Raw genomic sequence first — 18,849 nt, 5'->3', positions numbered from 1 at the left:
GCGAAGATGGCCCGCATCGATCTCGTCGATCTCGCGCATTCCTACGGCGGCAATGCTGCGGCGGAAGAAAGCTTCGCGCTGAAGCCGATCTCGATGACGTGGCGGCAGGGCGGCGCCTATGCGCTGCTCGGGCCAAGCGGCTGCGGCAAGACCACGCTGCTCAATCTGATTTCCGGCATCGTCACGCCGTCGCGCGGCAAGATACTGTTCGATGGCGCCGACATAACCCGTGCCACCACGCAGCAGCGCAACATCGCGCAGGTGTTCCAGTTTCCGGTGATCTACGACACCATGACGGTCGGCGAAAACCTGGCTTTTCCGCTGAAGAACCGCGGTGTCGCTAGGCCGGAGATCGAGAAGCGCGTCAGGGAGATTGCCGAGCTGCTCGATCTCACGCCGGTGCTGAACCGCAAGGCGACGCGGCTCACCGCCGACGCCAAGCAGAAGATTTCGCTCGGCCGCGGCCTGGTGCGTTCCGATGTCGCAGCCGTTTTGTTCGACGAACCGCTGACGGTGATCGATCCCGCGCTGAAATGGGAACTGCGTTCCAAGCTGAAGGCGCTGCACCGCGCGCTGGATCTCACCATGATCTACGTCACCCACGACCAGACCGAGGCGCTGACCTTCGCCGACACAGTGGTGGTGATGCATGACGGCCGCGTCGTTCAGGCCGGCACGCCGCAGCAATTGTTCGACAGACCGGAGCACACCTTTGTCGGCTATTTCATCGGCTCGCCCGGCATGAATATCGTACCCGCCACGGTCAATGGCCGCGAGGCTGTTATCGACGGCCACACCATCGCACTCCAGCGCAACTACGATGCGTTGCCGGCCGGCGCCAGGGTCGAGATCGGCGTGCGCCCCGAATTCGTCGAGGTCGCCGCTCCGGCGCCGGGGCGGCTGGCGGCGACCATCGAGCGTATCGACGATCTCGGCCGCGTCCGCTTTGCGCGGGTGCGGATCGGCGATGTGAAGTTCGCCGCGCGCGTCCCGAACGGTTTTTCGATTCCCGGCAGTGAAGCTGGCTTGATCTTCGATCCCGCCCGGGTCCACATTTATGCCGACAGCCGCCTCGTCGAGGGCCAAGATCTTGAAGGTCGCGCGTGATGGACAAGACGGTCAACCAAAAAGCCTGGTTCCTGGTGCTGCCGGTATTTCTGGTGGTGGCGTTCTCCGCCGTGCTGCCGCTGATGACGGTGGTGAACTATTCGATGCAGGACACCTTCGGCAACAACCAGTTCTTCTGGAATGGCGTCGGCTGGTTCAAGGAATTGCTCGATCCATCCACCGATCTCGGCGGACGTTTTCTGGCCTCGCTGGGCCGCAACCTGGCCTTCTCGGCGATCATCCTCGCCATCGAAGTGCCGCTCGGCATCGTCGTCGCATTGTCGATGCCGCGCGAGGGCTGGCGCGTCGCTGCCTGCCTCGTCATCATGGCATTGCCGCTGCTGATCCCGTGGAATGTGGTCGGCACCATCTGGCAGATCTTCGGGCGCCCCGACATCGGCCTGCTCGGCTACACGCTCAACCACATGGGCATCGACTATAATTACGTCTCCAACGAGTTCGACGCCTGGGCCACCGTGATCGTGATGGACGTCTGGCACTGGACCAGCCTCGTGGCGCTGTTGTGCTATGCCGGGCTGAAATCGATTCCGGATGCCTATTATCAGGCAGCCCAAATCGACGGCGCCTCGCGCTGGGCGGTATTCACAGCCATCCAGCTGCCCAAGCTCAACCGCGTGCTCTTGATCGGCGTGCTGCTGCGCTTCATGGACAGCTTCATGATCTATACCGAACCCTTCGTCGTGACCGGCGGCGGGCCGGGCAATTCGACCACCTTCGTATCGATTGAGCTGGTCAAGATCGCGCTCGGCCAGTTCGACCTCGGCAAGGCTGCGGCCTTGTCGCTGGTCTACAACCTGATCATCCTGATCGTGTGCTGGGTATTCTACACCGTGATGACCAATGTCGGCGTCGATCACAGCAAGCATGAGGGGGCGGTCTGATGCATTCGATCCCGGGGCGCCGTCTGATCCTGTCGCTGTTCCTGATCTTCCTGTTGCTGCCGATCTACTGGCTGGTCAACATGAGCTTCAAGACCAACGGCGAGATCGTTTCCACCATGACGCTGTGGCCGCACGCGCCCACGCTGGAGAATTACGCGCGCATCTTCACCGACGAGAGCTGGTATTCCGGCTACATCAATTCGCTGAAATACGTCGTCATCAACACCGTGCTGTCGATCTCCTTCGCGCTGCCGGCTGCCTATGCGTTCTCGCGCTACCGCTTCCTCGGCGACAAGCATTTGTTCTTCTGGCTGCTGTCGAACCGCATGGCGCCGCCGGCGGTCTACGCGCTGCCGTTCTTCAACCTCTATTCGGCGATCGGCCTGTTCGATACGCCGTGGGCGGTGGCACTGGCGCACTGCCTGTTCAACGTGCCCTTGGCCGTCTGGATTCTGGAGGGCTTCGTCTCCGGCGTGCCGCGCGAGATCGACGAGACCGCGTTCCTCGACGGCTACTCGTTTCCGAAATTCTTCGTCAAGATCCTGGTGCCGCTGATCGCCTCGGGCATCGGCGTGGCGGCGTTCTTCTGCTTCATGTTTTCCTGGGTCGAACTGCTGCTGGCGCGGACGCTGACCTCGGTCAATGCCAAGCCGATTTCCGCGGTGATGACGCGCACGGTATCCGCGTCGGGCATGGACTGGGGCCTGCTCGCCGCCGCCGGCGTGCTCACCATCATCCCCGGCGCGCTGGTGATCTGGTTCGTCCGCAACTATATCGCGCGCGGCTTTGCGCTGGGACGGGTGTAGCCATGGACAACATCGCATGGATGGCGTGGACGCCGCCGACCGCGATCTTCTTCGCGCTGCTGGCGATGACGCTCGGCACGATGACGGTGCTCGCCGTGAAATATCCCGAGGCCGAGCGGATCGGCATCCTGCGGATCCCCACCACGCGCGGCGACCGGCTGTTCCTGTCGCTGATCTCGGCCGCGGTGATTCACCTGTTGTGGATCGGATTTTTCGGCACCGATCCGATCGCCACGCTGCCGCTTGGCGAGGAAGGCTTTGAGATCTCGAGCCTGTGGCTCGCGACACTGATTTCGTTTGGCACGGCGTTCGCGATCTTTCGCACGGTGTGACAGGCGGAGACGACCAGACCCGGGATCAACCCGGGCCTGAAGCACCACCAGGGAGAAGACGAATGAAGGACCTGACCGATCAAGGCCGTCGTGTAGCTTCGACGCGCCTGATGACGATGACCAGCGCCGCGGCGCTGATCGCTGCGACGGTAAGCCTCGCGGCGCCCGCTCGCGCCGACGACGCCACCGCGAAGAAATGGATCGACAGCGAATTCCAGCCCTCGACGCTGTCCAAGGAAGAACAGCTCAAGGAACTGCAGTGGTACGAGAAAGCTGCAGCGCCGTTCAAGGGCATGGAGATCAACGTCGTCTCCGAAACCATCACCACCCATGAGTACGAAGCCAAGACGCTCGCCAAGGCGTTCTCGGAAATCACCGGCATCAAGCTGAAGCACGACCTGATCCAGGAAGGCGACGTGGTCGAGAAGATCCAGACCCAGATGCAGTCCGGCAAGAACGTCTATGACGGCTGGATCAACGATTCCGATCTGATCGGCACGCACTTCCGTTACGGCCAGGCCATCCCGCTGTCGGATTTCATGACCGGCGAAGGCAAGGACGTCACCTCGCCGACGCTGGACCTCAACGACTTCATCGGGCGCTCCTTCACCACCGCTCCCGACAAGAAGCTGTACCAGCTCCCCGATCAGCAATTCGCCAACCTTTACTGGTTCCGGTACGACTGGTTCACCAATCCCGACTACAAGTCGAAGTTCAAGGCCAAGTATGGCTACGATCTCGGCGTGCCCGTGAACTGGTCGGCCTATGAGGACATCGCCGAGTTCTTCACCAACGACATCAAGCAGATCGATGGCGTCAAGGTCTATGGCCACATGGACTACGGCAAGAAGGATCCGTCGCTGGGCTGGCGCTTCACCGACGCGTGGCTGTCGATGGCCGGCAACGGCGACAAGGGGCTTCCGAACGGTCTGCCGGTCGACGAATGGGGCATCCGCATGGAAGGCTGCCGTCCGGTCGGCTCGTCGGTCGAGCGCGGCGGCGACACCAACGGCCCGGCGGCGGTGTATTCGATCGCCAAATATCTCGACTGGATGAAGAAATATGCCCCGCCGCAGGCGCAGGGCATGACCTTCTCGGAATCCGGTCCGGTGCCGGCACAGGGCAACATCGCCCAGCAGATGTTCTGGTACACCGCCTTCACCGCCGACATGGTGAAGCCGGGCCTTCCGGTGATGAACGCCGACGGCACGCCGAAGTGGCGGATGGCGCCGTCGCCGCATGGCGCCTACTGGAAGGAAGGCATGAAGCTCGGCTATCAGGACGTCGGCTCCGGCACCTTGCTGAAGTCGACCCCGCCGGATCGTCGCAAGGCCGCCTGGCTGTATCTGCAGTTCATCACCTCGAAGACGGTCAGCCTGAAGAAGAGCCATGTCGGCCTGACCTTCATCCGCGAATCTGACATCTGGGACAAGTCGTTCACCGAGCGTGCGCCGAAGCTCGGCGGTCTGGTCGAGTTCTATCGCTCGCCGGCCCGCGTGCAGTGGTCGCCGACCGGCAACAATATCCCGGACTATCCGAAGCTGGCGCAGCTGTGGTGGCAGAACATCGGCGATGCGTCGTCCGGTGCTAAGACCCCGCAGGCGGCGATGGATTCGCTGGCAGCGGCGCAGGACTCGGTGCTGGAGCGGCTCGAACGCTCCAAGGTCCAGGGCGATTGCGGTCCGAAGTTGAACAAGAAGGAGACGGCGGAATACTGGTACGCCAAATCCGCCAAGGACGGCAACATCGCCCCGCAGCGCAAGCTGGCCAACGAGAAGCCGAAGGGCGAGACGGTGGACTACGACACGCTGATCAAGTCGTGGCCGGCGTCCCCGCCGCAGAAGCGCGCGGCGAACTGAGGCGCCTCACTTCCCTCTCCCCAACCGGAGAGTGAGCGCATCAGTGTAAAACAACAAAAAGGCCGGGAGCGATCCCGGCCTTGGTTTTATCTGTCGTTCCGGGGCGCGTGCTCGGCGAAGTCGAGAACGCGAACCCGGCACCTCGTGCGGCTTTATCATATCGGGATTCCGGGTTCGGGCGCAGCAAGCTGCACCCGCCCCGGAATGACAGTGTGTTACTCAGCCGCCTGCTTGGTTTCCGCCAGCTTCGGGTAGTCGGTGTAGCCCTTGTCGCCGCCGCCGTAGAAGGTCGACTGGTCGGGCTTGTTGAGCTCGGCGCCGGCCTTGAAACGTTCCACCAGATCGGGATTGGCGATGAACAGCTTGCCGAACGCGATCAGGTCGGCCTCGTCCGCTGCCAGCACCTTCTCCGCCAGCGCCAGGTCGTAGCCATTGTTGCCGATGTAGGTGCCCTTGAAGCGCTTGCGCAAGCTCGCATAGTCGAACGGCACATTGTCGCGCGGGCCGCCGGTGGCGCCTTCGACGACGTGCAGATAGACCAGTTTCTCGGCGCTGAGCCCGTCGACGAGATAGTCGAACAGCTTCTGCGACTGGCTGTCGGGCGCACAATCATTGGCCGGGGTCACCGGAGAGATGCGGATGCCGGTGCGCTCGGCGCCGATTTCCTTGACCACGGCGCGGGTGACCTCGAGGATCAGCTTCGCGCGGTTCTCGATCGAGCCGCCATATTCATCGGTGCGCTTGTTCGTCGAATCGCGGGCGAACTGCTCGAGCAGATAGCCGTTGGCCGCATGGATCTCGACGCCGTCGAAGCCGGCCTCGATCGCGTTCTTCGCCGCCTTGCGGTAGTCCTCGATCAGGCCGGGGATTTCCGACAATTCGAGCGCGCGCGGCTCGGACGTGTCGGTGAAGGCGTTATTGACGTAGGTCTTGCCCTTGGCGCGGATCGCGGAGGGCGCCACCGGCGCGCCGTGGTTCGGTTGCAGGTCGGTGTGCGAGATGCGGCCGACGTGCCAGAGCTGGATGAAGATCTTGCCGCCCTTGGCGTGGACCGCGTCGGTGACTTTCTTCCAGCCGGCGACCTGCTCGGCCGTGTAGATGCCCGGGGTGTCCTGATAGCCTTGGCCCTGCTGCGAGATCTGGCTGGCTTCGGTGATCAGAAGGCCCGCGGAGGCGCGCTGGGCATAATATTCGATCGCCAGCGGATTGGGCACGAAGCCTGCGACCGCGCGGTTGCGCGTCAGGGGCGCCATCACGGCGCGGTTGGACAGGGTGATCGGGCCGAGTTTGTAGGGCTCGAAGAGTTTGGATGCGGTCATGTTGGTTTTCCGGGAAATGGTCAATACGCTTGAAGTGTGCATTGCGGCATGCATTCGCAATGGCCGGCGAGAGGGGATCGCTGAAAAGACGAAACGTGCTCCCTGCGCCGCCTGACAGAGCACGAACGTCGTTCAACCATCTGAAACAGGCGAAAGTTTTTGCGTGACCTTCGGGACGTCATGGCCGGCATCTCCGTGCCGTGGCGAAGATCGGCTTCGACCTTCAGGCGCCGCGCAGCCGCGCCAGCAATTCGGCGGTCGGCCAGGAATCCGCCGGCAGGCCGTACTTGACCTGCATCGCCTTCACCGCGGTGCGGCTGAGCTGCCCCATTATGCCGTCGACCTTGCCGACATTGAAGCCGGCGCGCACCAGCAATTGCTGCAGCTCCTTCAATTCGGCGAATGACAATTGCGGCACCGCTGCACCCGGCGTTCGCATCCTTGGCGCGCCGGTGATGCGGGTGGCGAGATAGGCCGCGGTGGTGGAATAGATCAGCGAATTGTTCCATTCCGTGTAGGCGGCGAAATTGGCATAGGCCAGGAACGCCGGGCCGAAGCGGCCCATCGGCAGCAGCAGGGACGCCGGCATGTTGTCGTTCGGCAGCGGCCGGCCGTCGGCAGTGGTCACGCCATAGGCCGCCCATTTGGAGCGCGGCAACTGGATGGTCAGGTCGGCCTGGTCCCAGGGAATGTTGGCCGAGACTTGCACCTCCTGCAGCCACGGCTCGCCACGCCGCCATTTCAGCCCGTTGGCGATGTAATTGGCGGTCGAGCCGATCACGTCGTCGGGCGAGCGCAGCAGGTTGCGATGGCCGTCGCCGTCATAATCGACCGCGTAGTTGTAGTAATGCGTCGGCAGAAACTGCGTCTGGCCGAGTTCGCCGGCCCAGGAGCCGATCATTTCCTCCGGCGAAAGATCGCCGCGGTCGATGATCTTCAGCGCGGCGATGGTCTCGTCCTGAAACATTTTCGAGCGCCGGCAGTCATAGGCAAGCGACACAAGCGAAGGCAGCGTCGGCAGGTTGCCCATCTGCGCGCCGAAATCGCTCTCCAGCGCCCAGAACGCCGCGATCACCGCGGGCGGCACGCCGAACTCCTTCTCGGCGCGGGCGAAGGCGGCGGCGTGCTGCTTGATCTTGAGCTGCCCGTTCTGCATCCGGTAATCCGCCGCCATCCGGCGCGAGAATTCGGTGAACAATTGGCCGAACACCCGCTGGCCGCGATCGCGGTTGACGATTTTTGGATCATAGACCAGCCATGGCGCAGCGGAGGCGATCGCCCGTGGCGAGACGCCGGCGGCTGTGGCCTGCTGCTTCAGCCCGGCGAGGAACTGGTCGAAGTTTTGGCCACCGTGGCAGGCGGCGGCACGCGGGCTGGCGGCGGGTCTGGCTGTCGCAGCGGGCCGAGCCGTCGGCGCGGGTTGGGTTTGCGCAGGGAATGCGAATTGCGCGGAGGCCGGCGAGGCAAAGGCAGTGATAGCAAGGGCCGTCACAAAACGAATTGGTCGCATCCGCACCGACATCTGCATCATGAACCCCGGCCTCTCCCCGCCATGCCGGCCTCGTGCCGGGCATCCACGTTGCATTAAGGAATACAGACGTGGATGGCCGGGACAAGCCCGGCCATGACGCAGACTGCTGGAGCGTCATTCGTCGAACAGATCGGCATGGGTGCCCGTTCTGACCAGCAGCACGCGGGTGGCGTCCGTCTGGTAGATTAGCAGCCAGTCGGTTCGATGTGGCATTCGAAAAAGCCCTTCCATCGGCCTTTCAGCGAATGCGGTCGATTGGAGATAGGCAGCGGGCTGTTGGCTTGCAGAAGATTTAAGACCGTTGCCAGCTTCGAGAGATCGTAGCCACGCTTCGTGACCCGCTTCAGATCGCGCTTGAATGAACCGGTCTGGTCCAGCGTCTTCATCGGAAGGGGTTAGCGGCGTTTCTTGCCGAGAACGTGAGCGAACAGTTGCTCAGCCGTACCGGTAAAACTCTCCGTCCGACCAGCCTCGGCGTCCCGCATCGCCTTGATGGTCTCGCGATTGGGGACCTTTACTTCGAACGGCATGCCCTTGTGGGCGACGACCTGCTTGAAGAAGATCGTCAGGGCATCGGTGGTCGACAGACCGATCTTGTCGAGCACCGCCTCGGCGCTCTTTTTCAGCTTCGGCTCGATGCGCGCGTTGATGAAGCCGCTCTTGGCAGGCTTGCGAACGGCGACCGCCTTCAACGGCGGCTTGGCTTGCCGTTTGGCGGTCGAGACAGTTTGCGGTTTCGTAGCCATACCAGAATGTAACACGATTGCGTTGCGTTTTCCAGTAGCTGCATCCTGAAATCAATCCGATGGTCGGCCCCGGCCAACTAATGCTTGAAGCAATTTTCCCGATGCCAGTTCAAGAAATGCGGGTGCGGGCGATGGGAGATGCGTTGCGGAGCTAACGCAAAGCCGGTTTTATTAACCAGAGCGCGTATGGTTTCGTAATCGTTGACCTGTCGCGAAATCAATATTTCCAGTTCGTCCGAAAGCCCAATCAGACCGCGATCGAACATCCAGTGAGCCGTGCCCGAAAGTGCGATCCCATTGTTCACGGTGTCCGGGCCATTTGCTTCGACTGGTCGGATATGGGCCGCGTCCACCTCCGCTCTTCCACCACCATTGATTAGCTTTAGCCCAGTCACTGCACATCGGCGGTCGTAAGCATCCAGGATAACGCGGCGAAAGGCCCGGTCGCGCACGATCCTTGACGTGAGATAATTTAATCGATCTCGGGGCTCCTCGTACTGGAAAGGAGCCTGAATTTCGTCAAGCTGCGGAAAAGATGATGTCTCGCCAATCCTCGGTAGAATTTGAACGTTCTCATCTAGTCCGAGCGTGACTATGCGCTCGAAATCGTCAGGGCTGATTGGACGGACCGCGGATTGGGCCCTTCCCGAAATACGACCTTGGTCATTGAGGATGCCGCGCTCAATGACGCCATCAGCATTAGTAAATGCAACAGGTGTTGCGAAATCGAGATAACTCGACGGCTCGATCAAGGCCAAGTACATGCCCGTAGCTGATGGATCGGGAATGATCTGTTGAACCTTCGCGATGGCAAAGTAGCCGCGCGTCGCGTCGACCTTACGCGGCTCATAATAGACGATCCAGTCACCGACGAACGTTTGCGCTCGACTCAGATACTGGCTGTGGAATTGATATTTCTCAGCCGGGCTGTCGTCGTAAATCGAATCCGTCCGATGGATGAAGACCCCAAATCCCATGTCATCTGTATAGCACGGTATTTTCGATTGCCCAGGCTGGCAGCAGTCTACAACTCCCTTGCATTGCTGAACGCAAAGCTCGACACCCGCCGCGTGTTCTCATCCAAAATCAGCGTCCGCGTGATCGGCGGCTCGGCGCGTTGCGGGCAGTTTTCGCGTTCGCAGAGCCGGCAGTTGACGCCGATCGGAGTGCCTTCGGCTTTTTCCAGATCCATGCCGGAGGCATAGACCAGCTTCGCGGCGTGGCGGATCTCGCAGCCGAGGCCAATGGCGAAGCGCGGCTGCGGCTGGCCGTGCGGCGCGGACGGACGTCGCACCATCTGCGCGATCGAGAAATAGCGGCTGGCGTCCGGCAGTTCGATGACCTGCTTCAGCAATCGGTCCGGCGTGTCGAAGGTCGAGTGCACGTTCCACAACGGACAGGTGCCGCCGAATTTGGAGAACGGGAAGGTGCCCGACGAGAACCGCTTGGAGACGTTGCCGGCATTGTCGACGCGCAGCATGAAGAACGGCACGCCGCGCGCGGTCGGGCGCTGCAGCGTGGTGAGGCGGTGGCAGACCTGCTCGAAGCCGACATTGAAACGCTGGCCCAGCACCTGCAGATCATAGCTCAGCGCCTCCGCGGCACCGTGGAACGCGGCATAGGGCATCAGCACGGCCGCGGCAAAATAGTTCGCCAGCGTGATGCGGTACAGCCGCCGCGGCGTGTCATCGAGCGGCCCGGCGCGGCCGACAATGCTCTCGAAGGCGCTGCCGCACTCCATCAATCCCAGCTGGAAGGCGAGCTGGAAGGCGCGGCCGGGGCCATCGACCAGTTCGGAAATCAGCAGTTGGCGGCGGTGGCGATCGAACCGCCGCAGCGTTTCGCGCATCACGTCGACCGGCATGATCCGCGACACGATCGAATGCTTTTCCCGCAGCCGTGTGGCGAGGGCCGCGTAGAGATCCGGCGCGCTCTCGTTGATCTGGTCGCGCAGCGTCTCGGCGGCCTGTTCGAGCTCCGGGAAGTAATTGCGGTTGGCCTCGATCAGGTCGCGGACGCGCTCGATCGGGTTGGCCTCGAAGTGCCCGCCTTCGTTGCGGTCGGCGAATTGCGCCGCGACCAGCGTCTCGCCGCGCCGCGCCTCGGCGTATGCCGCATAGAGCCGCTGCAGCGCATGCGTCACGCCGGGGCAGAGCTCGGCGAGGTCGCGCAATTCCTGCTTCGGCAGGTCGATCTGGCGGAACAGCGGGTCGGAAAAGATCTCGTTGAGCTCGGCGAAGAAGCGGTCCTCGTCGGCGGTGGCCAAGTCCCGCAGATCGAGGTCGTAGGTCTGCGCCAGCCGCATCAATAGCTGCGCCGTCACCGGGCGCTGGTTGCGCTCGATCAGGTTGATGTAGCTCGGCGAGATGCCCAGCCCCTCGGCGATCTGGGTCTGCGACAGCCCGAGCTGCTGCCGGATCCGCCGGAACCGCGGTCCCACGAACAGTTTCTTGGACGCGTCGCCGGCCATCGCCTGATATCCCGTTTGTGACAATTATTACAAAATGACATTAGTGACAAGTCGAGATGTTACATTGCATCACCATTCAAACGCAAGACATCTATCCGAATAGCTGCGTTTGTCGTTTAAGTCCTGACACGTTTCGCGACGAGGTTGTCACATCTGTCGATAAGAACAGGCGTCGCGAGTAGACATTACAAGGGGTTACCAACATGAACTTTCAGCCACGCGGCATCAGCGACCTCGCCCTCGAAGGGCCGGCCTCCTATCGCAGCGAAATCGAGACGGCCGAAGCGCTGCTCAAGGACAAGGACACCTGGAACGGCGTCAAGGCCGAAGCCGTGGCCCGGATGCGCCTGCAGAACCGCTTCAAGACCGGCCTCGACATCGCGCGCTACACGGCGGCGCTGATGCGCGCCGACATGGCCGCCTATGACGCCGACAGCACCAAATACACCCAGTCGCTGGGTTGCTGGCACGGCTTCATCGCGCAGCAGAAGCTGATCTCGGTGAAGAAGCATTTCGGCACCACCGACCGCACCTATCTCTATCTGTCCGGCTGGATGATCGCCGCGCTGCGCTCGGAATTCGGGCCGCTGCCCGACCAGTCGATGCATGAGAAGACCTCGGTGCCGGCGCTGATCGAAGAGCTCTATACCTTCCTGCGCCAAGCCGATCAGCGCGAGCTGAACGAGATCTTCCGCAAGCTCGACGCCGCCCGCAAGGCCGGCGATCAGGCCGCCGAGCAGGCGCTGATCGAAAAGATCGACACCTTCCAGACCCATGTCGTGCCGGTCATCGCCGACATCGACGCCGGCTTTGGCAATGCGGAAGCGACCTATCTGCTGGCCAAGAAGATGATCGAGGCCGGCGCCTGCGCGCTGCAGATCGAGAACCAGGTGTCGGACGAGAAGCAGTGCGGCCATCAGGACGGCAAGGTGACGGTGCCGCACGAGGTCTTCCTGGCGAAGATCCGCGCCTGCCGCCACGCCTTCCTCGAACTCGGCGTCGAAGACGGCGTGATCGTGACCCGCACCGATTCGCTGGGCGCCGGCCTGACGCAGCAGATCGCCGTCAGCCACAAGCCCGGCGATCTCGGCGACCAGTACAACAGCTTCCTCGACTGCGACGAGGTCGATGTGAACTCGGTCGGCAATGGTGACGTCATCATCAGCCGCGACGGCAAGCTGCTGCGTCCGAAGCGGCTGCCGAGCAACCTGTACCAGTTCCGCGAAGGCACCGGTGTGGATCGCTGCGTGCTCGACAGCATCACCTCGCTGCAGAACGGCGCGGACCTTTTGTGGATCGAGACCGAGAAGCCGAACATCGAGCAGATCGCCTCGATGGTCGACCGGGTGCGCGAAGTGATCCCGAACGCCAAGCTCGCCTACAACAACTCGCCGTCGTTCAACTGGACGCTTCACTTCCGTTGGCAGGTGTTCGACGAGATGAAGCAGGCCGGCAAGGACGTCGCGAAGTACAACCGCGCCGAGCTGATGAAAGCGGAATATGACGACACGCCGCTCGCCCAGGAAGCCGACGAAAAGATCCGCACCTTCCAGGCGGATTCGGCCAAGCGCGCCGGCATCTTCCACCACCTCATCACGCTGCCGACCTATCACACGGCGGCGCTCTCGACCGACAATCTCGCCAAAGAGTATTTCGGCGAGCAGGGCATGCTCGGCTACGTCAAGAACGTTCAGCGCCAGGAGATCCGTCAGGGCATCGCCTGCGTCAAGCATCAGGACATGGCCGGCTCCAACATCGGCGATGACCACAAGGAATACTTCGCCGGCGAGGCGGCCCTGAAGGCCGGCGGCGCGCACAACACGATGAACCAGTTCGGCTAACGCCAACAACAGGAGAGCAACATGTCAGGCAGCAATTTTTGGGTGATCGGCGGCGAGTTCGGTTCGATGAACTTCCACAAGCTGGTCGAAGGTTCGGCGCAGGTGCAGGGTCCGTTCAAGACCCGGCAGGAAGCGGAAGAGGCCTGGAAGAGCGTCTCGCAAGAAAACCGCCACCGCGCCGGCGTGCGTTTTTCGATCGTCGAGGAACCGCAGCGCGCGATGGCGTAAGGGCCCAAGACTAAGTTCAACAAAAGTCCAAGGACATCGCGGCTCCATCCGGCAACGGATGGGGCCGTTGGTGTTTAGGGGGGGGCTGATCACAGACAGGAGTGTCCCCTCCCCCACCGGGCGAAGCGAAGCTTCGCTAGGTGGGGGAGGGTCAGGGAGAGGGGGAGCCAGAGGCTCTGTCGCCCGTGGCACCCCTCTCCCGTACGCGCTGCGCGCGGCCACCCTCCCCCGCAAGCGGGGAGGGGACCCAAACATGGCCAGTCGAACTCATGGCTGGCCGAAGTGTCTGGAAACAAACGGCCTTTTCGAGGCTTATGGTTACTGATAGGTTAATTGCCGTGCAGGCCAGCGTTGAGGCCGGGAGTATGTCGAGCGTGTCACCCTACGGGACCCCTTCGGACGATGACAAACCCTTGCGGCTGCGCGATGCGTTGCGCCGCGCCCGGATCGAAGCCGCGGACCGCAGCGGCGTGGTGGTTGAATTGCGCGATGCCGAAGTGGCGCGGCTGGAAATCCTCAACGACGCGCTCGACCCGCTGTTCGACGAAATTCCGGCGCGCGTCGATCTCTTTGATCGCGGCATCAGCCAGGGCGACGCGCCGCGGCTGTGGATCGACATGGTCGCCCATGTCGCGATGGGACGCGACAAGCGGATGTATCGCTTCGTGCAGGACGCCCGCTTCGGCCGCGTGGTGCTGGCCGAATCGCATGACGTCACCGCGATCGTCAAAGCCGTCACCGACTACATCGCCCGCCGCCTGATCGAGCGCGAGCACGCGCTGGCACCGGCGCCGGCGCCGGCCACGGCGCTGGCGAAGCCGCGCAGCCGGTTCTGGCCATTCCTGCTGGGCGTGATCGTCGGCGCGCTGGCACTGTTCGCCGTGGCACTCGTGGTGGCGGTGCAGGGGGACTGAAGGTTCACTGTCGTTCCGGGGCGCGAGCGCATCAGCGCGAGCGAACCTCAGCCACTCCAATTGGAGTGGCGGGGAACCTCGAAGTGTTACGATGAACATCTCAAGATTCCGGGCCTGCGCCATCCGGCTTCGCCGTCTGTCGCATCCCGGAATGACAAACTGTTAGGTCAGCGCGGCCCGCTGCAATTGCTGAATCCCCGTTCCATCCCCGAACCCGCGCACCGTCTGCTCGCAGCGCCACGCATCGCCCGCGCGTTCGATCGCAAACAGGTTATATGCCGCCGCCGGCCGATGTCCGTGCGCGATCGCTGACGCCGAGGGCACGCCGATCGCCGGGATGCGGCACGACGGCCCCTCGAACCACATCGTCGAATGGATGTGGTCGTGGCCATGGAGGATCAGCTCAACGCCGTGGCGCTTCAGCACCATTTGCAGCGCGTCGGAATCGGTCAGCCGCTTGTGCTTGTGCTTCGACCGCAGCGGGTGATGGATCATCAGCACGCGAAACAGCTCCGCGCCGGACACTTCGCCGAGCATGCGGTCGAGTGTGGCGAGCTGCGCCGCACCCAGCGTTCCCGTCGCCATGAACGGCGCCGTCGGCACGGCGGTGGACAGCCCGATCAGCGCCAGCGGTCCGCGCCTCTGCAGATAGGGAAACCCCACAGCCCCGGTGTCGCTGCGCATGTAATCGCCAAAGGTCTGCTCGAAGCGCGGCACGGCGTTGCGCGTATAGGCGTCGTGATTGCCGGGCACCAGACTCACAAGCTGAGGCGCGCCGACTCCCTCGATCCATTGCCGCGCCGGCGCCAATTCGGCGGCGTGTGCGAGATTGACGAGATCGCCGGTGACCGCGATATGGTCGGGCGCCTGCGCCTTGATGTCGGCGACCAGCGCGTCCAACACGTCGCTCTGGTGGATGCGGTGCCGGTTGCGCTTCCAGTTGATATAGCCGAGCATCCGCTTGCCCAGCAGTTCGCCGATCGCGGGTTGCGGCAGCGGCGGCAGGTGCACGTCGGACAGATGCGCGAGCGTGAACGCCGTCATCGCGGGCGGCCGGTTCGGCAAGTTGTGTTCAGCCGGGTCACGTCCGTACCATCCCTGTGAAATCTTTCAATGTTTTGGCAAGGTAGCGGATGTTACGCAAGACCCAGCCGCCAGCCAGACCAGGACTTCGCCCGCGATGACCACCCCGACCCTGCGGCTGCGGCTCGAGCCGTATCTGCGAAAAATCTTCCATCTGTATTTCCGCGTCGCCCGCGGCATGACGCTCGGCGTCCGCGCCGTGGTGCTCGATGCCGACAACCGCGTCTTCCTGGTCCGGCATACCTATGTCTCCGGCTGGTACCTGCCGGGCGGCGGCGTCGAGGTCGGCCAGAGCTTTCGCGAGGCGATGCTGCGCGAATTGATGGAAGAGGGCCGCATCGAGGTGCTGGGCGAGCCTGTGCTGCTCGGCGTCTATCTCAACAGCCACGTCTCGCCGCGCGACCACGTCGCGGTCTATGTGGTCCGGCAGTTTCGCCAGGACCGGGCTCCCGAGCCGAACCGCGAGATCGCCGAAACCGGCTTCTTCGCCCTCGATTCGTTGCCGTCTGACACCACCGAGGGCACAAGGCTACGGCTTGCCGAGGTATTGCACGGCCGGCCGGCCGGCATCACCTGGCGCGACTGACCGCGATGGACCGGGGCGCCGCCAGATGCTATTCCGCGCCCGACATGAACGATCTCTCTTTGACCATTCTGGCGGAAACCGCCAACGACGCCCAGATCGTCGAGCGGCTGCACGCCCGCACCTTCGGCCCCGGCCGCTACGTGCTGTCGGCCTACCGGCTGCGCGAGCAGGTCGGCCATCTGCTGGCGCTGTCCTTCACCGCCCGCATCGGCACGCTGCTGGTCGGCTCGGTGCGGCAACTGCCGATCTGTGTCGGCGACACCAGGGCGCTGCTGCTCGGCCCCCTCACGGTGGAGCCGCCGTTCCGCAGCCGCGGCGTCGGCCGGGCTTTGCTCGACCGCGCCATCTCTGACGCGCGAAAGGCCGGCCACCGGCTGATCGTGCTGGTCGGCGACGAACCCTATTATGCCCGCGTCGGCTTCAAGCTGATTCCGCCGGGCACCGTGACGATGCCCGGCCCGGTCGATAAGAAGCGGCTGCTGGTGCTGGAACTGGAAGAGGGCGCCGCCGAGGGCCTCGCCGGCGCGGTGCGCCCGGACTGGGACGCGGCCAAATAACGCGCTGTAGCCTTACCTCTCCCCGGCGGGGAGAGGTCGACCGGCGAAGCCGGTCGGGTGAGGGGCACACCGTCATTCGAAGTCCCAAACCCCTCACCCGGATGTCCTCGCTGCGCTCGCACATCCGACCTCTCCCTACGGGAGAGGTGACAGCGAGCGGAACTCAGAACTTCAAATTCGCAAACGCCCTTACATTCAACCCCGGCTGCAGCACGTCGTTCTTGTTGTAGGACGACGCGTTGCGGATGTTCTCGTTGAGTAGGTTGTTGCCGACCACGCCCACCGTCATCTCCTTGGCGCCGTAGATCCGCGGATCGAGCCTTGTGTTGTAGCTTACCTCCGCCTTCAGCAGATTGTAGCCGTTGGTCGGCGTCTCCGCGATCACGGCGACGTCGTTCTGCGCGAAGGCATGCAGCAGGTTGACCCGCGTCAGCCAGTTGGCGTCGCGCCAGAACAGGCCGCCGCCGGCGCGCACCGGCGGAATCCGCGGCACGTTGGTGCCGTCGGCAAAGGTCGCGCGCACCACGTCGGCCTGGGTCTCGATGCCCCAGGTGCCGCCGTAGAATTGCGAGACGTCGAGCTGGCTCTGGAATTCGCCGCCGCGGAAGGTGGCATCGCGCTGCGAGTAGATCGCCTGGTTCAGCTCTAGCCCGGCGCCCGCGATGCAGCTCGCGCCGTCGCACGAGTTGCCGGTGAGGCGGCGGTAGATGAAGCCGTTGAACTGCGTGTAGTAGCCGGTGATCTCGAAGCGGAACGGGCCGGTCGCCTTGCTTAGCGCCACTTCCACCGACTTCGCCGTCTCGATGCCGAGGTTGGGATTGCCGATGTCGAAGGTGGTCGTCGCATCATGCCCGCCGCGCGAAAACAGCTCGGCCGCCTTCGGCGCGCGCTCGACATATTGCCCGGTGACGCTGGCGATGAGGTCGTAAGGCAGCGCCTGGATCAGGCCGAGGCTGAAGCTCTTCGGCGCGAACGACAAATCGCGCCCGGTCGCAGCACCGATGTCGCCGGGATTGGCGGCGAGATCGAACAGTTGCGGGATCAGGCTCGGCGTGGTGCCGGTGAGGTTGACGTGCTCGATGCGGCCGGCGACCTGGGCCTTGGTGGTCTCGGTGAACTTCAACTCGTTGAACACGTAGCCGGCGACGCGGGTGTTCTTGTTGGGCGAGAACAATCCGTTGAGCGGGCTGTTCGGATCGTCCGGGCTCGGCGCCGTCAGCTCCTGATGGCTGGCCTGCACGCCGAACGCGGTGGTCACGGTAGCGAAGCGGGCGTCGAACGGCATCATCTGCAGCTCGACGCGGCCTTCCTGCTCCTTGTTGGTGAAGGTCTGGCGGACGCCGTCGCTGGCGGGATCCGCGGCATCGGCGCGGCCGACCTCGTTGTGGCGGTAGTCGGTGATCCCGGCCCAGAACCGGACCGCCTCGATCGCCGCCGAATCCGGACGGTACTCGCCCTTGGTGGTGAACTTGGTCTGGTGGCCGACGATCCGCGTCCCCACTTGAGCGCCTTCGGGGCCGGGAATCCGATAGACCGTATCGTTCTGCGTCAGGGCCGCGCCGATGAAGCCGCCGTCGAAAATATAGGAGCCGCCGATCGAGGCGCCGCTGGATTGGTTCGATGAGTTCGGCTGCCGGCCGTTGAAGGCGAGGCCGGGGGCGGCATAGGGGTAGCTCGGCACATTGTAGTCGCCGCCGCGGCGGCCGTAGACGTCGGCATGCAGGGCGACATTGCCGCCGGCGGCATCGAGCAGCACGCCGCCCTCCACGCCGCGATCGGCCGAGGAGATCGAGGTCCGCGTTTCGGCATTCATGCAGGGCGCGGCGCCCAGCACAGGCGCCTTCGCCGGCAGGCCGTAGCTCTGGAACGGCGCGGTGGCGCAGGCCGGCATCGCGTCGGGGATCCGGTTGTTGCTCGACGACACCACGCCGCCGATCGATTGCGAGCCGTAGCGCAAGGTCGCGGGGCCGCGGATCACCTCGATCTGATTGGCCGCGAACGGATCGACCGGCACGAAGTGGTCCTCGCCGAGATCGGAGGCGCCGTTGCTGGCGATGCCGTTCTCGACGATGCCGACGCGGTTGACGTCGAGGCCGCGGATGATCGGCCGGCTGGCCGCGCCCGGCGCGTAGCCCGAGGCGGTGATGCCGGGCTTGTTGCCCAGCAGGTCGCCGAGCGTGGTGGCGCCGGAGCGGCGCAACTCTTCGGTGGGCACCACGGTGACGGTGGCGAACTGGTCGGTGACGACGGGCAGCACGCCGCGCTGTGGCGCCAGCGCGGCCACGGTCTCGGGGGGCGTACCGGCATTGCGGCCGGGCGCGGTGCGGGCCACGCGCACCGGCGCGCGGGCGACGGCCGGCTTGCGCCGCACGATCGGGCTCGGCGCGGTGACGGAGATGGTGGGCAGTTCAATGGGCGCGGCGCTCTGGGCGAGCGCGGTGCCATCAAGCAGACCGAGGCCGGCGATGGCGGAGCCGCCGAGCAAGACGGCATGGTGGAAGCGGATGGGCATGGAGGTGTCCTGACTGTACCAGCAGCGCCGCAGGAGCGGCACGCCAACCGGGACCT

General features: G+C 63.9%; 19 protein-coding genes. 10 read left to right on the top strand and 9 right to left on the bottom strand.

All coding sequences use genetic code 11. The annotated features are described in order from the left end of the window. The first annotated feature begins 6 nt into the window (after positions 1–6). From FNL56_RS24850 to FNL56_RS24830, 5 genes are all read left to right on the top strand, one after another. Positions 7–1,107 carry an ABC transporter ATP-binding protein gene (locus FNL56_RS24850; protein ID WP_143575502.1) on the top strand — a complete coding sequence of 367 codons (1,101 nt, stop codon included), beginning with the start codon at positions 7–9 and terminating at the stop codon, positions 1,105–1,107. Beyond that, on the top strand, positions 1,107–2,009 hold the full coding sequence (locus tag FNL56_RS24845; protein WP_143576362.1) for a carbohydrate ABC transporter permease: 903 nt from the start codon (positions 1,107–1,109) through the stop codon (positions 2,007–2,009). Before FNL56_RS24850 ends, FNL56_RS24845 begins: the two co-directional genes overlap by 1 nt. Next, positions 2,009–2,815, top strand: coding sequence for a carbohydrate ABC transporter permease (locus FNL56_RS24840; protein WP_143575501.1), 807 nt, complete (start codon positions 2,009–2,011; stop codon positions 2,813–2,815). The genes FNL56_RS24845 and FNL56_RS24840 overlap by 1 nt, the downstream gene beginning before the upstream one ends. Before the next feature lie 2 nt (positions 2,816–2,817). Next, positions 2,818–3,147, top strand: coding sequence for a DUF2160 domain-containing protein (locus FNL56_RS24835; protein ID WP_143575500.1), 330 nt, complete (start codon positions 2,818–2,820; stop codon positions 3,145–3,147). 62 nt (positions 3,148–3,209) lie between these two features. Next, entirely contained in the window at positions 3,210–5,006 is a 1,797-nt protein-coding gene (locus FNL56_RS24830; RefSeq protein WP_143575499.1) for an ABC transporter substrate-binding protein, read from the top strand. Positions 5,007–5,221: 215 nt separating this feature from the next. On the opposite strand, the gene FNL56_RS24825 is transcribed toward FNL56_RS24830, so the two are convergent. The 7 genes from FNL56_RS24825 to FNL56_RS24800 all read right to left on the bottom strand — a co-directional run bounded on the left by FNL56_RS24825 (position 5,222) and on the right by FNL56_RS24800 (position 11,072). Then, positions 5,222–6,325 (bottom strand): alkene reductase, encoded by a 1,104-nt coding sequence (locus FNL56_RS24825; RefSeq protein ID WP_143578364.1) that lies wholly within the window; start codon positions 6,323–6,325, stop codon positions 5,222–5,224. Between the two features lie 223 nt (positions 6,326–6,548). Further along, positions 6,549–7,835 (bottom strand): lytic murein transglycosylase, encoded by a 1,287-nt coding sequence (locus FNL56_RS24820; RefSeq protein WP_143576361.1) that lies wholly within the window; start codon positions 7,833–7,835, stop codon positions 6,549–6,551. 135 nt (positions 7,836–7,970) lie between these two features. Beyond that, positions 7,971–8,069 (bottom strand): type II toxin-antitoxin system YafQ family toxin, encoded by a 99-nt coding sequence (locus tag FNL56_RS29030; RefSeq protein ID WP_441351253.1) that lies wholly within the window; start codon positions 8,067–8,069, stop codon positions 7,971–7,973. Next, positions 8,042–8,242 (bottom strand): type II toxin-antitoxin system YafQ family toxin, encoded by a 201-nt coding sequence (locus tag FNL56_RS24815; RefSeq protein ID WP_441351252.1) that lies wholly within the window; start codon positions 8,240–8,242, stop codon positions 8,042–8,044. The genes FNL56_RS29030 and FNL56_RS24815 overlap by 28 nt, the downstream gene beginning before the upstream one ends. A 9-nt stretch (positions 8,243–8,251) precedes the next feature. Next, positions 8,252–8,602, bottom strand: a complete 351-nt coding sequence (locus FNL56_RS24810; protein WP_143575497.1) for a type II toxin-antitoxin system RelB/DinJ family antitoxin — start codon at positions 8,600–8,602, stop codon at positions 8,252–8,254. Between the two features lie 77 nt (positions 8,603–8,679). After that, entirely contained in the window at positions 8,680–9,579 is a 900-nt protein-coding gene (locus tag FNL56_RS24805) for an HNH endonuclease (protein WP_143578363.1), read from the bottom strand. A 47-nt stretch (positions 9,580–9,626) separates the two neighbouring features. After that, a complete protein-coding gene (locus FNL56_RS24800) occupies positions 9,627–11,072 on the bottom strand; it encodes a helix-turn-helix domain-containing protein (RefSeq protein ID WP_143575495.1) in 1,446 nt (481 codons plus the stop codon). Positions 11,073–11,275: 203 nt separating this feature from the next. On the opposite strand from FNL56_RS24800, the gene FNL56_RS24795 reads away from it, so the two are divergent. From FNL56_RS24795 to FNL56_RS24785, 3 genes are all read left to right on the top strand, one after another. After that, positions 11,276–12,913, top strand: a complete 1,638-nt coding sequence (locus FNL56_RS24795) for an isocitrate lyase (protein WP_143575494.1) — start codon at positions 11,276–11,278, stop codon at positions 12,911–12,913. 21 nt (positions 12,914–12,934) lie between these two features. Then, a complete protein-coding gene (locus tag FNL56_RS24790; protein ID WP_143575493.1) occupies positions 12,935–13,141 on the top strand; it encodes a DUF4170 domain-containing protein in 207 nt (68 codons plus the stop codon). A 365-nt stretch (positions 13,142–13,506) separates the two neighbouring features. After that, entirely contained in the window at positions 13,507–14,055 is a 549-nt protein-coding gene (locus FNL56_RS24785; protein WP_143575492.1) for a hypothetical protein, read from the top strand. A gap of 162 nt (positions 14,056–14,217) precedes the next feature. Here FNL56_RS24785 and FNL56_RS24780 read toward each other — a convergent pair whose 3' ends face one another. After that, a complete protein-coding gene (locus tag FNL56_RS24780) occupies positions 14,218–15,099 on the bottom strand; it encodes a metallophosphoesterase family protein (protein ID WP_143582579.1) in 882 nt (293 codons plus the stop codon). A 136-nt stretch (positions 15,100–15,235) separates the two neighbouring features. On the opposite strand from FNL56_RS24780, the gene FNL56_RS24775 reads away from it, so the two are divergent. Together FNL56_RS24775 and FNL56_RS24770 are read left to right on the top strand one after the other, a co-directional pair. Then, the gene (locus FNL56_RS24775) at positions 15,236–15,724 is read left to right on the top strand and encodes an NUDIX domain-containing protein (RefSeq protein ID WP_143575491.1); all 489 of its coding nucleotides are present in this window, start codon (positions 15,236–15,238) and stop codon (positions 15,722–15,724) included. A 44-nt stretch (positions 15,725–15,768) separates the two neighbouring features. After that, positions 15,769–16,281 carry a GNAT family N-acetyltransferase gene (locus tag FNL56_RS24770; RefSeq protein WP_143575490.1) on the top strand — a complete coding sequence of 171 codons (513 nt, stop codon included), beginning with the start codon at positions 15,769–15,771 and terminating at the stop codon, positions 16,279–16,281. 163 nt (positions 16,282–16,444) lie between these two features. On the opposite strand, the gene FNL56_RS24765 is transcribed toward FNL56_RS24770, so the two are convergent. Continuing rightward, positions 16,445–18,793 (bottom strand): TonB-dependent receptor, encoded by a 2,349-nt coding sequence (locus FNL56_RS24765; protein ID WP_143575489.1) that lies wholly within the window; start codon positions 18,791–18,793, stop codon positions 16,445–16,447. Positions 18,794–18,849 lie beyond the last annotated feature (56 nt).

Source organism: Tardiphaga sp. vice304 (genome assembly GCF_007018905.1).
In the GTDB taxonomy this organism is placed as follows: Bacteria; Pseudomonadota; Alphaproteobacteria; order Rhizobiales; family Xanthobacteraceae; genus Tardiphaga.
Note: the sequence above shows the minus strand (reverse complement) of the source record. Positions and strands in the feature narration are given on the sequence as shown.